The sequence below is a fragment of the Salmonella sp. 32010601201800023SM genome (assembly GCF_017572235.1).
Lineage (GTDB): Bacteria > Pseudomonadota > Gammaproteobacteria > Enterobacterales > Enterobacteriaceae > Salmonella > Salmonella enterica.
Window position 1 is genome coordinate 390,122 of record NZ_JAGEQS010000003.1, and the last position, 15,221, is coordinate 405,342.

A 15,221-nucleotide genomic window follows, 5' to 3' on the forward strand; every position below is an offset into this window, starting at 1 on the left:
CGAATAATACACTGAGGTAATTAATTTTTACTTGTGTCTCATTCGCCGTTTTTTTAAACAGCACACATGACAAAAGTCACAAAAAAGAAAAAATTATTTCTGCCGATTTTGTAACAATTTAGCCAAATTAATGGCCTCTACCAGCTGCGCGCGGTTCACTCGCGGCGAGTTGGCATCCAGTAAGGTTTGCCACAGCGACACGGCTTGCGCATAATCCGCCTGCATAAACGCATCCGCCGCCAGCAGCATCTGCGCGGTCACTTCTGTCGCATCCAGCGCTAACGCTTTATTAATCATTTCACGCGTCGCAGGCGTCATATGTTGCCCGGCCTGGTAATACAGCACCGTTGCCAGCGCGGCGAAAAGCTGCGCGTTATCGCCTCGCAGACGCAACGCCTGACGATATGCCAGCAGCGCATTGTCATACACGTTGCGATAGAGATAATACTCGCCCAGCCGCGCCCATTGCTCGCTATCCTGCGGATTGGCGCGGATTTTTTCTTGCAGCCTGGAAAGCTGCGCCTCTGGCGTTTGTGGGTTCGAAAAGTCACGTAGCGGATCGGCCAGACGCTGTTGCTCGCTACGCACAGCCTGCCATTTCGGCGTCAACAGATAGCCGCCGACACAGGCAGCCACCATCAACACCGCCGCAGCCGCCAGACGCTTTACGGGCATGGGACGTAACGGCGCAGTGGAGTGTTCAGACTGGCTCATTGTTCCCCCTTTTCTGCGTGCTGACGCTTTCTCACCCGCCAGGCCACCACCCCCACCAGCAATAACAGCAGGTACGGCAGCGTCCACAACAGCAGCGTTTGCTCATTCAACGGCGGGTTGTAGCGTACGAAATCACCATAACGGTCGGTCATCCAGGCGGTGATTTCCGCTTCGCTTTTACCTTCGGCCACCATGCTGTAAACCTGATGGCGCATACTGACCGCCACGGGCGCATTGGATTCCAGCAAATTCTGGTTCTGACACTGCGGACAGCGCAGTTGACTGGCAATAGACAGCGCTTTTTCCTGCTGTTGCGGATTGTCAAAGCGCCAGGTATCCACCACCTGGGCGTGGGTGGCGAAGGTGATTAAAAACAGGACGATCGTTAAGAGTAAAAACTTTCTGCCGGATGGCGCTACGCTTATCCGGCCTACGGTTTGCGCATCCTGTAGGCCGGATAAGGCGTTTACGCCGCCATCCGGCAATGCTGTGAGTAATTTACGCATCACGCTTCCTCCCTCGCCATCCGCTCAGCAGCGCGCCACACACCATCAACAATCCCCCACCCCAGATCCAGCGCACGCCGGTCTGCACGTATAAGCGCATGGCGTAACGGTCAGGTCCGGTTTTTTCGCCCATCACCGCGTACCAGTCATGTAGCAGGTTCCAGTGAATCCCCGGCTCCATCATCTGTTGACGACGCGCGGCATAGAAGCGCCTTTCAGGCTGCAGGCTGCCAATGCGTTTTTCATTCCGCCACAACGTGATCCGCGCTTTTTCACTGGTGTAGTTGCCTTTGGCTTCCAGATCCAGACGCTCAAAGCGGAAAATGTAGCCCGCCAGTACCACCTGCTGCCCGGGGCTGAGGTTAAGACTGATTTCATGCCGACTGCCGCTGGAAACCATGATCCCGGCGGCGAAGATAAATACGCCCGTATGCGCCAGCAACGCCGGAAGCTGACGATGCACAGAGACTTTGCGGCTTCTGATTGTCGCCAGCACGATAACCACCAGCATCAGCAGGCCAAACGGCAGCGTGACGCGATTAAAATAGGGCGCGCCCACCGAAAGCCTTCCCCAGCCGAACAACCCGTAAATCATCGGATAGAGCGTGCCAATCAGCACAATCAGTAGCACCGCGCAAAAAAGTAATAGCGCGACCAGAATAAGCATCTCACGCGACCAGCCGCCAAAACGCGCATTCTGGCGAATTTGCTGGCCTCGCCAGGCGTACAACCCGAGCGACGCCAGGCTCAATACGCTAAACAGCGCAAACAGCGGCGCGGCGCGCACGTTATCCAGCGCAAAGGCATGTACCGAAACAAGAATGCCGGAACGCACAATCAGCGTTCCCAGCAACGAGAGGATCAGCGTCAGTATCGCCAGCAGCAGCGACCAGTGGCGGAAGATCCCACGCTGACGCGTGACAAACAGGCTATGCAGCAGCGCGCTGGCGGAGAGCCAGGGTAATAAGGAGGCATTTTCGACCGGGTCCCAGAACCACCAGCCGCCCCAGCCCAGCTCGCAGTAGGCCCACCAGGAACCGAGGATTATCCCCAGCGTCAGCGCACACCAGCCGGGCAGCGCCCAGCGCCAGCACACCCAGGCGCTCTGCGCGTTAAAGTCACCGCGCAGCAGTGAGGCCAGCGCCACGCCCGCGGCTACCATCAAACCACCGTAACCCAGGTACAGCAGCGGCGGGTGGAGGATTAACCCAAGATGTTGCAGCATCGGGTTAAGGTCTCGTCCTTCTATAGCAGGCGGAAAAATACGTGCGAATGGATCGGACCAGACCACCACAAACAGCAGCAACAGCGCCGTCACCATTGACAGGACGCTGAGCGTCAGCGGAAACAGTGGGTCAGAATCACGCCGATAGCAAAGAGCGAACAGCGCGCTCCAGCCGGAAAGAAACAGCACCCACAACAGCAGCGACCCTTCATGGCCGCCCCACACCGCCGCCAGTTTTAATCCCCACGGCAGCAGGCTGTAGCTGTGCTGAGCAACATAGACCACCGAAAAGTCGCTGGTCAGAAAGCAGAATACCAGAATAGCAAAAGCCAGCAGCAGCAGCGCAAACTGCGTCCATATGCCCACGCTTGCCAGGCGCATCACGCCCTGCCAGCGCTGACGGACACCCATCAACACGGCAAGCGGGGTCAACACGTTGACCCCGAGGCTTAATAACAGTGCCAGAAAACCGGCTTCAGGAAGGAGAACGTCCAGATATCACCTTACGCAACGGTTAGCTGACCCGCATAGAGAATGAAAAAGCGCAGCAGCAGTACGCCAGTCAGGCTGGCGCCGCATACTGCCAGCACGCCATGAAACGTCGAACTGCGGTTGGCCCAGGGTTTTAGCAACATCGGCAGTATCAGCCCAAGCCCAGCCACGCCAAGCCAGAACCACCAGCTCCAGAATCCGCCGCCCAGTGCCGCCACCAGCGCGCGCATTTTGCCGTCATCGCCCAACGCCAGACCGACGAAGAACGCCGCCAGCAGGAAAATTTCCAGCCATACCACCGGAACCTCCATGCGATGCACAAAGCGCGCTTCAGTGCTGTGCGGGTTGCTACGATGGCGTAACGCCATGGCGATCAGCGCCACCGCCGCGCCGGAGGAAATCCCGGAGAACAGAAACAGCGCCGGCAGGATCGGGTTATTCAGGAACGGATAGGATTTCAGCGCCGACAGCAGAAAGCCGGTGTACGCCCCGAGCAGAACCGCCAGTACCAGCATTAACGTCTCCAGCGCGCGATGAAACGGCGCGATCAGCGTCAGCACTTTCTGCACGATCCCTGACCGCGGCAGCCAACGCTGTTGCAGGGCAATCACCTCTTTTTCAAAGATTTTCGCCAGCCACAGCACCAGCACTACCATGTACAACTGGAACAGCATCACCCCCATCGACATCACCGAGGTAAAGCTGTAGTGGAACATCAGCTTCCAGAAGGTCCACGGGCGCGTCAGGTGAAAGACCAGAATCAGCAGACCAAGAATAATCGCCCCCGGCCCTAACACCAGCGTAGTGCGCAGCAGCGTACTGTCCGAACCGCCCGCCTCCGGATGGAAGCGGCGCAGCAGAATCGCCAACGTAACCAGTCCGGCGGAGATGCCAATCAGAAACAGATAGATGGCGATGGGCCAGTCCCACACCAGTGATGCAAAATGAAATGCAGAAGCGGATGTCATTGGCTCACCTCCCCATAGTTAAAGGGAACGCGGTAGACCTTCGGTTTTGTGCCCAGCGCCAGCTTGTAACGATAGGTGGTTTTCTGCCGCAACAAACGGGAAATATCGCTGTTGGGATCGTCCAGATTACCAAACGTCAGCGCCTTCGTCGGGCATGACTCAACGCAGGCGGGCTGTTTGCCCGCTTTCAGGTTGGTTTTCCGGCAGAAATCGCATTTATCCGCCGTCTTACTGACCGGATGGATAAAGCGCACGCGGTAGGGACACGCGGCAATGCAGTACTGGCAGCCGACGCAAAGGTCCGGATTCACGTCGACAATACCGCTGGCGGCATCGCGGAATGATGCCCCCGTCGGGCAGACGTCAACGCAGGGGGCATGGTCGCAATGCTGGCACGAGTGGCGGAAGAAGCGATACTTCACATCAGGAAACGTCCCCTGCGGCTCGCTGCGAATAATCGTCAGGCGCGATACGCCTTCCGGCACGGTGTTGACTTCCCGACAGGCATCCATGCAGGCCGTGCAGCCGATGCATAATGACTCATCGTGTACCATGCCATAACGCACGCCATTAATATTCAACGTGTTCGCTACAACGCGTCCTGCCATCCCACTGACCGCCGCCAGCGCGCCGACGCGGGTAATAAATTGACGTCGGGTGCAACTCATGGCTGCTCCTTAAGCAACGGAACGGACGCCGGATTAAAGTGCGGGTTAGTACGCTGATCGCTGTGGCAATCCACGCATATTTTGATCCGCCCTTTCTCGCTTAGCGTCTGCATCGTGTCTTGCTGCGGATGCAGGGAATGGCAACTGGCGCAGGTCACTTTAGTAACATGAACATCGTGCGGCCAGAACGCTTTTTGCAGTTGTTCAGGCAAGTGGCAGGACATACAGACGCTGTTCTGCTGCTCTACCGTATACATCGGGTCGTTAAAACGCATCACATCTTTCACCCCTTCACGGTGGTGAAGCGACGGTTGACCGTGGCAGTTGGTACAGGTTATCGGCAATTTATTGTTCGGGTTGATAGCGCCCGTATGTTTACCGTGCATACCTTCGGTGTCCGGCTTGTGACAGTCCAGACAGGCAGCATCCGGATTACGCTGCTGGGTGACCGTCCAGCGTTGATCCGACTCCTGCGGCGTTGGCGTGGCAGTAATTCCACTCAGGCTCCAGAACAGGCCTGACGCCAGCACCCCAGCAGTTAATAACGAACGTAATACGCTCATATTCACTCCATTACATAATGCCTGATGGCGCGCAGCTTTAAGGCCTACAAGACTTCTGTAGGCCGGATAAAGCGCTTGCGCTGTCATCCGGCAAATTTGTCACATGTGAGGTTATTGGCTTAACAGACCGTTTTTACGCGCCTGATCTTCCCACTGCGGTACGACCGTTTTCAGGAAGTCCTGCTTCTCCGCGTTGATTTGTTGCATATTCAAACCAATCGCTTTCTGCGCCTTCTCTTTCGTCGAAATATCCGGCAGCGGAATTTCATGGGTAATGCCTTTGGTCGCCAGCAGTCGCGCCAGTTTAGTACGGGCATCCGCGGCTTTATCCATCGCACTGCCTAACATCCGTAGACCTTCTTCCGGGGCATGCATATGAATACCGTGTGACGCAATCGCCAGATCCCAACGCCACTGCGCGTGGCGAATATCGTTCAGAATCGGTTTCATTTCCGCGTCTGTCGCCCCCGCATCCCATGCGGCTTTCGCTTCGAAGTGCGCATGTACCAGCTGATCTTCAACCTTGATTTTCAGGTCATGAATCGCCTGTTTACGCTCGGCGACCACTTTTTGCAGGGACGCTTTGTCCTGGGTGTGGCAGTTGGCGCAGGTTTGCGCGAAATTGTCGAACGGGTTGCCGATTTTATGGTCGGTGTAGAGCTTGCCTTCGGCGTTCTGTACTTTCGGCATGTGGCAGTCGATACAGGTCACGTTGTTCTTACCGTGAATGCCCGCGCTCCAGGTTTCATATTCCGGGTGCTGCGCTTTGAGCATCGGGGTTTTCGACAGAGAGTTAGTCCAGTCAGAGAAGGCGATAGTGTCGTAGTATTGCTCCATATTTTCGACCTTCATGCCTTCGTCCCACGGAAATTTAACGGCTTTGTTTTTACCGTCAAAGTAGTACTCCACGTGGCACTGACCGCAGACCATCGATTGCTGATCAAATCGTCCCGCTTTATCAAACGGTTTGCCGATAGCCTCCATCGCCCGTTCGGCATAGGGGCGCGACAACGTTAACGCTGGCTTCCCCTGGGCGAAATCGTCCGACGCGGTGTTATGACAGTCGGCACAGCCCAAATCGTTGACAATTTCCGGGCCGCCGCGCGCCCATTTGCCATGGAAGTAGCCGTCTTCGCCTTCTTGTTGGATAAGGCGCGCGACATCGGGGCTTTTACAACTCCAGCAGGCCATCGGCAGCGGGCCGTCTTCCGCCGTTTTTGGCGCGCCGGTACGCAGCGTTTCGCGCACGTCAGTTACCGCATACGCGTGGCCGCGTGGTTTGTTGTAATCACGGGAGAAGGGATAGCCCGCCCACAGGATCACCAGACGAGGGTCTTCCGCCAGCGCATCTTCACGGGCAGACTGTTCTGACGTCGCTTTCCATGACTGATATTGGTCGGGGTGTTGAGGCGCGAACATTTCATTTTTCGCTTCAACAGTAACGGTTTTTGCGGATTCAGGCGTTTGCTCAGCGTAAACAGAGGTAATGAAGAAAAAAGGAAATATAAGGCTGAAGAAACGGCGTGCGCGTAGTGTTTTCCTTGCCATAGAGGTCTCATCCAGATTGCGCCATTATCTTTAATGGCGATTTTTTATCGTTTTCCATAACAGCAACCGCACAAATACTGTTATTACATTGATCTCCTCTATGTGTAACAAATAACCACACTTAAAATGTTGTCTTTAATCAATTGTAAGTGTATGTAAAATACCACTTTAGAGTTAGTAACCTGGACAAAACTCCCTCTCTTTTCTGATTTCCGGACACGGATCACTTTTTTAAAAAATTTCATATAACGTCATGTTATCCCGAAAATTTATCTAATTTTGCGGGACACAATCAAAAAATAGATTGCTGCTTATTTGCACAGTTCCCTTTTTGCGTGATCTGTCGCCCAAATACTAAACAAAACTTATTAAGACCCTACATTTAACGTTTATGCGACATATTATTAACATCCTACAAGGAGAACAACAGCATGAGCCAAACACATAAACACGCCATTCCCGCCAACATTGCGGATCGTTGCCTGATAAATCCAGAGCAGTATGAGACTAAATATAAACAGTCTATTAACGACCCCGATACGTTTTGGGGCGAACAGGGAAAAATTCTCGATTGGATCACGCCGTACCAAAAAGTGAAAAACACCTCCTTTGCGCCAGGCAATGTGTCGATTAAATGGTACGAGGACGGCACGCTGAATCTGGCGGCGAACTGTCTTGACCGCCATTTGCAGGAAAATGGCGATCGCACCGCCATTATCTGGGAAGGCGATGACGCGTCGCAGAGTAAACATATCTCTTATCGCGAACTGCATCGCGATGTCTGCCGTTTCGCGAATACGCTGCTGGATCTGGGCATTAAAAAAGGCGATGTGGTAGCGATTTATATGCCGATGGTGCCGGAAGCGGCGGTGGCAATGTTGGCCTGCGCCCGCATCGGTGCGGTGCATTCGGTGATCTTCGGGGGCTTCTCGCCGGAAGCCGTCGCCGGACGCATTATCGACTCCAGCTCGCGGCTGGTGATCACCGCTGACGAAGGTGTACGTGCCGGACGCAGTATCCCGCTGAAAAAGAATGTCGATGACGCGCTGAAAAACCCGAATGTCACTAGCGTTGAGCATGTGATCGTCCTGAAGCGCACCGGCAGCGACATTGACTGGCAAGAAGGCCGCGACCTGTGGTGGCGCGATTTGATTGAAAAAGCCAGCCCTGAGCACCAGCCTGAAGCGATGAATGCCGAAGATCCGCTGTTTATCCTTTATACCTCCGGCTCCACCGGCAAGCCGAAAGGCGTGCTGCACACCACCGGCGGCTATCTGGTCTACGCCGCGACCACCTTTAAGTATGTCTTTGATTATCACCCTGGCGATATTTACTGGTGTACCGCCGATGTGGGTTGGGTGACGGGGCACAGCTATCTGTTGTATGGCCCGCTGGCCTGCGGCGCGACCACCTTAATGTTTGAAGGCGTGCCGAATTGGCCAACGCCCGCTCGCATGTGCCAGGTGGTCGACAAACACCAGGTCAACATTCTTTATACCGCCCCGACGGCTATCCGCGCGCTGATGGCGGAAGGCGATAAAGCCATTGAAGGCACCGACCGTTCTTCACTGCGCATTCTGGGTTCCGTCGGCGAGCCGATCAATCCCGAAGCGTGGGAATGGTACTGGAAGAAGATCGGCAAGGAAAAATGTCCGGTCGTCGACACCTGGTGGCAGACTGAAACAGGCGGTTTTATGATCACGCCGCTACCAGGCGCTATCGAACTGAAAGCCGGTTCCGCCACCCGTCCTTTCTTTGGCGTACAGCCTGCGCTGGTGGATAACGAAGGCCATCCGCAAGAAGGCGCGACGGAAGGCAATCTGGTCATCACCGATTCCTGGCCGGGCCAGGCGCGCACTCTGTTCGGCGATCATGAACGTTTTGAGCAGACCTATTTCTCTACCTTTAAGAATATGTATTTCAGCGGCGACGGCGCTCGTCGCGATGAAGACGGCTATTACTGGATCACCGGTCGCGTGGATGACGTGTTAAACGTCTCCGGCCACCGTCTGGGTACGGCGGAAATCGAATCGGCGCTGGTGGCGCATCCGAAGATCGCCGAAGCGGCGGTGGTGGGTATTCCACACGCTATCAAAGGCCAGGCGATTTACGCTTATGTGACGCTCAACCACGGCGAGGAGCCGTCGCCAGAACTGTACGCGGAGGTGCGCAACTGGGTACGTAAAGAGATTGGCCCACTGGCGACGCCGGACGTGCTGCACTGGACCGACTCACTGCCAAAAACCCGTTCCGGCAAAATTATGCGCCGCATTTTGCGCAAAATCGCGGCGGGCGATACCAGCAATCTGGGCGATACCTCGACTCTCGCCGATCCTGGCGTGGTGGAGAAACTGCTCGAAGAGAAGCAGGCCATCGCGATGCCGTCATAACCATAAATGCCGGATGGCAACGCGAACGCGTTTTATCCGGCCTACGACCCTACCCCTGCCCTCTCTCAAACCGGGAGAGGGAAATATAAAAAACCCTCCCCCAAAGGATTTCGTGTTACAGGAAGGCGGCAAGCGAGCACACCCTCAGCAGCATAGTTCACTATGTGGCTGGGGCGAGCGAGTGCGGCCAACGCGCCTGTAGCGCGAAAGACGCAGGGGGACCTCTGGAGAGCTCTGTGATGAATGACCAAATTTATCAGCGGATAGAAGACAGTGCGCGTTTCAGGGAATTAGTTGAAAAACGGCAACGGTTTGCCACGATTCTGTCGGTTATCATGCTGGCGGTTTATATCAGCTTTATTTTACTGATCGCCTTCGCGCCTGGCTGGCTGGGCACGCCTCTACATGCGGGAACCAGCGTCACCCGAGGAATTCCCATTGGCGTCGGGGTGATTGTGATTTCTTTTGTGTTGACCGGAATTTATATCTGGCGGGCGAACGGCGAATTCGATCGTCTTAATAACGCCGTACTGCATGAGGTGAAAGCATTATGAAGAGAGTTCTGACGGCGCTCGCCGCCGCACTCCCCTTCGCCGCTCATGCGGCGGATGCCATTAGCGGCGCGGTTGAACGCCAGCCCACCAACTGGCAGGCGATTATCATGTTTTTGATTTTCGTCGTGTTTACGCTCGGTATTACCTACTGGGCCTCTAAACGCGTACGTTCCCGTAGCGACTACTACACCGCTGGCGGCAATATCACCGGGTTCCAGAACGGCCTGGCGATTGCCGGCGACTATATGTCCGCCGCGTCATTTCTCGGCATTTCAGCTCTGGTGTTTACCTCCGGTTATGACGGGCTGATCTATTCGCTGGGCTTCCTTGTCGGCTGGCCAATCATCCTGTTTTTGATTGCCGAGCGCCTGCGTAATCTGGGACGTTATACTTTTGCTGACGTTGCCTCTTATCGCCTGAAACAGGGGCCAATCCGTATTCTTTCGGCCTGTGGCTCCCTGGTAGTGGTGGCGCTTTATCTCATCGCCCAAATGGTCGGCGCCGGTAAACTGATTGAACTGCTGTTCGGCCTCAACTATCACATCGCTGTGGTGCTGGTCGGCGTGCTGATGATGATGTACGTGCTGTTCGGCGGGATGCTGGCGACAACGTGGGTGCAAATTATCAAAGCCGTCCTGTTGCTGTTTGGCGCCAGTTTTATGGCCTTTATGGTGATGAAACACGTCGGCTTTAGCTTCAATAATCTGTTTACCGAAGCCATGGCGGTACACCCGAAAGGCACGGCGATTATGAGCCCAGGAGGATTGGTGCAAGATCCGATTTCGGCATTGTCGTTGGGTCTGGGACTGATGTTCGGCACCGCCGGCTTGCCGCATATTCTGATGCGTTTCTTTACGGTCAGCGATGCCCGCGAAGCGCGCAAGAGCGTGTTCTATGCCACCGGTTTTATGGGCTATTTCTACATTCTGACCTTTATTATCGGCTTCGGCGCTATCATGCTGGTGGGGGCAAATCCAGCCTATAAAGATGCCGCGGGCGCGCTGATTGGCGGCAATAACATGGCGGCGGTACATCTGGCCAACGCGGTAGGCGGCAACCTGTTCCTCGGCTTTATTTCGGCAGTGGCGTTTGCCACCATTCTGGCAGTGGTCGCCGGTCTGACGCTGGCGGGCGCATCGGCGGTGTCGCATGACTTGTACGCCAACGTGTTCCGCAAAGGCGCAACCGAACGTGAAGAGCTGAAGGTGTCGAAAATCACCGTCCTGGTGCTGGGCGTGATCGCCATTATCCTCGGCGTCCTGTTTGAAAATCAGAACATCGCCTTTATGGTGGGCCTGGCGTTTGCTATCGCCGCGAGCTGCAACTTCCCCATCATTCTGCTTTCCATGTACTGGTCAAAACTGACCACGCGCGGCGCTATGCTGGGCGGCTGGTTAGGTTTACTGACAGCGGTGGTGCTGATGATTCTTGGCCCTACCATTTGGGTGCAGATCCTCGGCCATGAAAAAGCGATCTTCCCGTATGAGTATCCGGCGCTGTTCTCTATCAGCGTGGCGTTCCTGGGGATCTGGTTTTTCTCGGCCACCGATAACTCGGCAGAAGGCAACCGTGAACGTGAGCAGTTCCGCGCTCAGTTTATCCGCTCCCAAACGGGATTCGGCGTACAACAAGGGCGTGCGCATTAATCTTACCGTTTCCTCCGGCCCCGTGGGTCGGAGGAAAATCAGAACATCACCCTCGCCACCAGCGGGGCTGCCAGCACCATCACCACGCCGGACAGCATCATTACCAGACTGGCGACGACGCCCTCCTGCTGACCAAGTTCATAGGAACGCGCCGTGCCCGCCCCATGTGACGCCGCGCCGAATCCTGCCCCTTTTGCCATGCCTTCCCGGATAGAGAGACGCAAAAATAGCGCGTCGCCGACCGCCATGCCAAACACGCCAGTGACGACCACGAACAGCGCCACCAGATCTGGCTGCCCGCCCAAGGGTTCTGCCGCCGCCAGCGCAAACGGCGTAGTAACGGAACGTACCGCCAGACTACGCTGAATCTCATCCGATAACGTGAACAGACGCGCCAGCCAAACGGAACTGGTGACTGCCACCACCGTCGCCGTCACTACGCCCGCGGTGAGCGACATCCAGTGACGTTTGATAATCGCGAGGTTATCGTACACCGGCACCGCAAAGGCAATAGTCGCCGGGCCGAGCAGCCACAATAGCCAGTGCGATTCACCAATATAGTTTTGCCAGGAGATATGACCGAACACCAGCATTAACACCAGCAGTGCCGGCGTCAACACTAATGGCATCAACGGCAGTTTGCGAAAACGGCGATACAGACGCTTATTGGCGAAGTAAATCCCCAGCGTAATCACCAGGCACAGTACGCTTAACTGAACGTTATTCACGGTTTAGCCTACTCATCTCATAGCGATACACTTTATCCACCACCCACGCCGTCGCGCCGAGTACCATTAAGGTACTGATCGCTATCACCGAGAAAATGCGCCAGCCGTCCACCAGTAACAGATGGGCATAGTTCACTACCGCCACGACGGCGGGAACAAAGAATAACAGCATCTCCGCCAGCAGCCAGCGTGCGCCTGCGCGTACCCAGCTAAGCGGAATAATCCGGCAAACGATCAGCGCCAACATAAGCACCATGCCGACCAGATTCGCGGGCAACGGCAGGTGCAGCCAGGAGACAAGATATTGGGAAAAAATGAATAAACCTGCATAGAGCAGTACCTGAACCGGTACCTGGAGTCGTTGCACAACGACAGGCGTAACGCGGCTTATCGCCACAGCCATGAGGGAATGTCCTGAAAAATAATACGGAGCGCCAGTATAGAGAACCTCCGTCACGGGCAGAAATGAATTAAAATCATTGCAGGCATAGTCGGAAGGAATAATCATGGATATCAGAACGCTGCGTTATTTTGTCGAGGTGGTGCGCCAGCAAAGTTTCACCCGCGCAGCGGAGAAGTTATTTGTCACCCAGCCCACCATTAGCAAGATGCTGAAAAATCTTGAAGATGAGCTTAACTGTACGCTACTGATCCGCGACGGACGTAAGTTATTGCTGACCGATACCGGACGCGTGGTGTTTGAACGCGGTCTGGCGATCCTCGCTGAGTTTCGCCAGTTAGAGGCTGAGTTGAGCGATATTAACCATCTCAATAAGGGCGTGCTGCGGCTGGGTATTCCCCCGATGGTCGGCATGTTGATGGCCGGGCCAATCAGTTTGTTTCGACAACGCTACCCTGGCGTTGAACTCAAAATTTCGGAGTTTGGCGGCCTGACGGTACAGCAGGCGGTAATGAATGGCGAGCTGGATGTTGCGATGACCGCGCTCCCGGTGGAAGAAGCGAGCGGGCTGACGACGTTATCGCTGTTCAGCCATCCGCTGTGCGTGCTGGTTCCCCGTTCCGGTCAGTGGACAACCGGCGACTCCATCGCGCCTGAAGCTCTGGCGGAGCATCCTCTTCTTATCTATAACGAAGACTTTGCCCTGAGCCGCCAGTTGATGACCTTATTTAGCCAGCATGACGTAAAACCACGGATTGCCGTGCGCAGCGGGCAATGGGATTTTCTCGCCGCCATGGTGCAAGCGGGCGTCGGCATCGCCATTTTGCCGGAGCCAATTTGTCAGCGTCTGGATAAGGCCACGCTGCGCTGGCTACCGCTGGAAAGCGATCTCCGCTGGCAGTTGGGCATGATTTGGCGAGAGGGCGTGTATCTGTCGCACAGCGCTCGGGCATGGTTAACCTGTTGCGAAGGGTTTTGGCTGAAACAACCGTAAGCCATGGGTTAAAACCCTTGCCGGATGGCGGCGCAAGCACCTTATCCGGCCTACTTGTAGGCCCGGTAAGCATGGCGCCACCGGGCCACAAGGACTACTGATTTTCTATCAGTAGCGCTTCCATCAAATCCAGGTCGTGCAGCAGCTTTTGCAATGTTTCATTGCTGATTTCTCGCGTGGCGCGCAGATGATACAACTCGGCGCGTTCGGAACGCAGCGCCGCCAGACGGAAACGTCGCTCCAGGTTTTCTTCCTGTATGGAGCTTTCGACATCATTTCGCCCATCGGCACGGCGACGCAAGTTACCAATGACACGCGAGCTTACTTCAGTAAGCAACTGATTATCGATGTTTTCTTCGGTATCCGCCGCCAAACGCTCTTCCATTTTCTGAATGGCAACAATCGCCACTTCCGCCGTCGCCGCACGGGCGATACGCTCCTCTTTCAACTGTTGCGCATGATCGGCGACTTCCAGATGTTGCAACAGCAGCGGCAGCATGATCACGCCGACAAATAACGAGAACAGAATGACGCCAGCCGCCAGGAATACCAGTTCATAACGCGCCGGAAATCCGCTGCCATCCGGCAAAAGTAACGGTATAGAGAGCACACCAGCCAGGGTGATCGCCCCACGAACGCCAGCGAAGGAAGCAATCAGAATTTCACGCGACGTCCAGCTGGCGAACTCCATCGGTTTCTTCTTCAAAAAGCGCAGGCTGAACTTTTTCATGGTCCACAGCCAGCCGAAGCGAACCAGCATCAATGCCGCATAAATCAGCACGATATCGGTAAAGAGCATCCAGGTTTCGACATTCGGGTCAGCTTCCGCCGCCGCCAGCGAAGATTCCAGAATCCCTGGCAATTGCAGTCCCAACAGCAGAAAGACCATACCGTTAAAGACAAATTCCAGCATCGCCCAGGTACTGTTCGCGCGCAAACGCATTGCCAGCGGCGCGCGGCGCATTACGCCAGAACGGGTGATGGTCATCCCGGCGGCAACCGCGGCCAGGATGCCTGAGACGCCAATATGTTCGGCAATCAGGTAAGACGCGAAGGGCAGCAGAAACAGCAGGACGATTTGAGTCGCGGGTTCATCGCCACCCCAGCGGCTCAAAAAACGCAGCGAGCGGCCATACAGCCAACTGACTACAAAACCCGCCAGAATACCGCCGATAGCGACCTTAAAAAATTCCAGCGTCGCGCCGCCGACGGTAAAGACCATCGTCCCCATCGCCACCGCGACGGCGAATTTCAGCGATACCAGACCGGAGGCGTCGTTCATTAACGCCTCTCCCTGCAGAATGCCCATGATTTTTTTCGGGATACGCCCCTCGCCCACAATTCCGGAGAGCGCTACCGCATCGGTCGGCGACAGCACGGCGGCCAGTGCAAAGGCGGGGATCAGCGGAATGCCGGGCACCAGCCAATAAATCAGGAAGCCGATTCCAACGACCGTTACCAGGACCAGCGCCAGCGCCAGCCCGAAAATCTCTCGTCCATGCTCAAGAAATTCACGGGTCGGCGTTTTCCAGCCATCCGCAAACAGCAGCGGCGGAATAAACAGCACCAGGAAGAGTTCCGGGTCGAATTCCACATGCAAACCAAACGTCGGCCACGCCAACAGCGCGCCAACGGCGATCTGCATAAGGGGTAAAGGAAGCTGGAAGGGTAATACACGCGTAAATACCCCCGACAGCGAGACCACAAGGGTCATGATGAGTATTGTGAAGAAAATTTCCATGCGTTCCCTGTTTGCGATGTTTTTTATGATGGAGAGAGGCATCATGCCTCGGTTTCACCTTCTTCAGATTAACGCAAAAGGTAA

12 protein-coding genes and 1 pseudogene are annotated in these 15,221 nt (G+C 55.4%); 4 read left to right on the plus strand and 9 right to left on the minus strand.

Annotated elements, in window-relative coordinates; translation table 11 throughout:
- Positions 1-93: 93 nt before the first annotated feature.
- From nrfG to nrfA, 6 genes and pseudogenes are all read right to left on the minus strand, one after another.
- Complete coding sequence (gene nrfG, locus J4617_RS12695) at positions 94-714, minus strand: heme lyase NrfEFG subunit NrfG (protein ID WP_017465940.1); 621 nt, start codon at positions 712-714, stop codon at positions 94-96.
- Positions 711-2,940: pseudogene (gene nrfF / locus J4617_RS12705) on the minus strand (heme lyase NrfEFG subunit NrfF). Before nrfF ends, nrfG begins: the two are co-directional and overlap by 4 nt.
- An 8-nt stretch (positions 2,941-2,948) precedes the next feature.
- Positions 2,949-3,905, minus strand: a complete 957-nt coding sequence (nrfD, locus tag J4617_RS12710; RefSeq protein ID WP_001661784.1) for a cytochrome c nitrite reductase subunit NrfD — start codon at positions 3,903-3,905, stop codon at positions 2,949-2,951.
- Entirely contained in the window at positions 3,902-4,573 is a 672-nt protein-coding gene (gene nrfC, locus J4617_RS12715; protein ID WP_001278030.1) for a cytochrome c nitrite reductase Fe-S protein, read from the minus strand. Before nrfC ends, nrfD begins: the two co-directional genes overlap by 4 nt.
- Positions 4,570-5,136 (minus strand): cytochrome c nitrite reductase pentaheme subunit, encoded by a 567-nt coding sequence (gene nrfB, locus J4617_RS12720; protein ID WP_000115065.1) that lies wholly within the window; start codon positions 5,134-5,136, stop codon positions 4,570-4,572. The genes nrfC and nrfB overlap by 4 nt, the downstream gene beginning before the upstream one ends.
- 111 nt (positions 5,137-5,247) lie before the next feature.
- Positions 5,248-6,684: an ammonia-forming nitrite reductase cytochrome c552 subunit gene (nrfA, locus tag J4617_RS12725; protein ID WP_000101771.1), complete on the minus strand. Its 1,437-nt coding sequence runs from the start codon at positions 6,682-6,684 to the stop codon at positions 5,248-5,250.
- 431 nt (positions 6,685-7,115) lie between these two features.
- Between nrfA and acs the strand changes: the two genes are divergently transcribed.
- The 3 genes from acs (at position 7,116) to actP (ending at position 11,274) form a co-directional block, all read left to right on the plus strand.
- On the plus strand, positions 7,116-9,074 hold the full coding sequence (gene acs / locus J4617_RS12730) for an acetate--CoA ligase (protein ID WP_000083877.1): 1,959 nt from the start codon (positions 7,116-7,118) through the stop codon (positions 9,072-9,074).
- 239 nt (positions 9,075-9,313) lie between these two features.
- Positions 9,314-9,628, plus strand: a complete 315-nt coding sequence (locus tag J4617_RS12735; protein WP_000999620.1) for a DUF485 domain-containing protein — start codon at positions 9,314-9,316, stop codon at positions 9,626-9,628.
- Positions 9,625-11,274: a cation/acetate symporter ActP gene (actP, locus tag J4617_RS12740; protein WP_000832536.1), complete on the plus strand. Its 1,650-nt coding sequence runs from the start codon at positions 9,625-9,627 to the stop codon at positions 11,272-11,274. Before J4617_RS12735 ends, actP begins: the two co-directional genes overlap by 4 nt.
- Positions 11,275-11,312: 38 nt before the next feature.
- Here actP and J4617_RS12745 read toward each other — a convergent pair whose 3' ends face one another.
- Both J4617_RS12745 and J4617_RS12750 read right to left on the minus strand, forming a co-directional pair.
- On the minus strand, positions 11,313-12,002 hold the full coding sequence (locus tag J4617_RS12745) for an LrgB family protein (protein ID WP_001067096.1): 690 nt from the start codon (positions 12,000-12,002) through the stop codon (positions 11,313-11,315).
- Positions 11,995-12,405 carry a CidA/LrgA family protein gene (locus J4617_RS12750; RefSeq protein ID WP_000257349.1) on the minus strand — a complete coding sequence of 137 codons (411 nt, stop codon included), beginning with the start codon at positions 12,403-12,405 and terminating at the stop codon, positions 11,995-11,997. Before J4617_RS12750 ends, J4617_RS12745 begins: the two co-directional genes overlap by 8 nt.
- Positions 12,406-12,508: 103 nt before the next feature.
- Between J4617_RS12750 and J4617_RS12755 the strand changes: the two genes are divergently transcribed.
- Positions 12,509-13,396 (plus strand): LysR family transcriptional regulator, encoded by an 888-nt coding sequence (locus J4617_RS12755; RefSeq protein ID WP_000354963.1) that lies wholly within the window; start codon positions 12,509-12,511, stop codon positions 13,394-13,396.
- A 94-nt stretch (positions 13,397-13,490) separates the two neighbouring features.
- Here J4617_RS12755 and J4617_RS12760 read toward each other — a convergent pair whose 3' ends face one another.
- The gene (locus tag J4617_RS12760) at positions 13,491-15,137 is read right to left on the minus strand and encodes a Na+/H+ antiporter (RefSeq protein WP_001536604.1); all 1,647 of its coding nucleotides are present in this window, start codon (positions 15,135-15,137) and stop codon (positions 13,491-13,493) included.
- Positions 15,138-15,221: the final 84 nt, after the last annotated feature.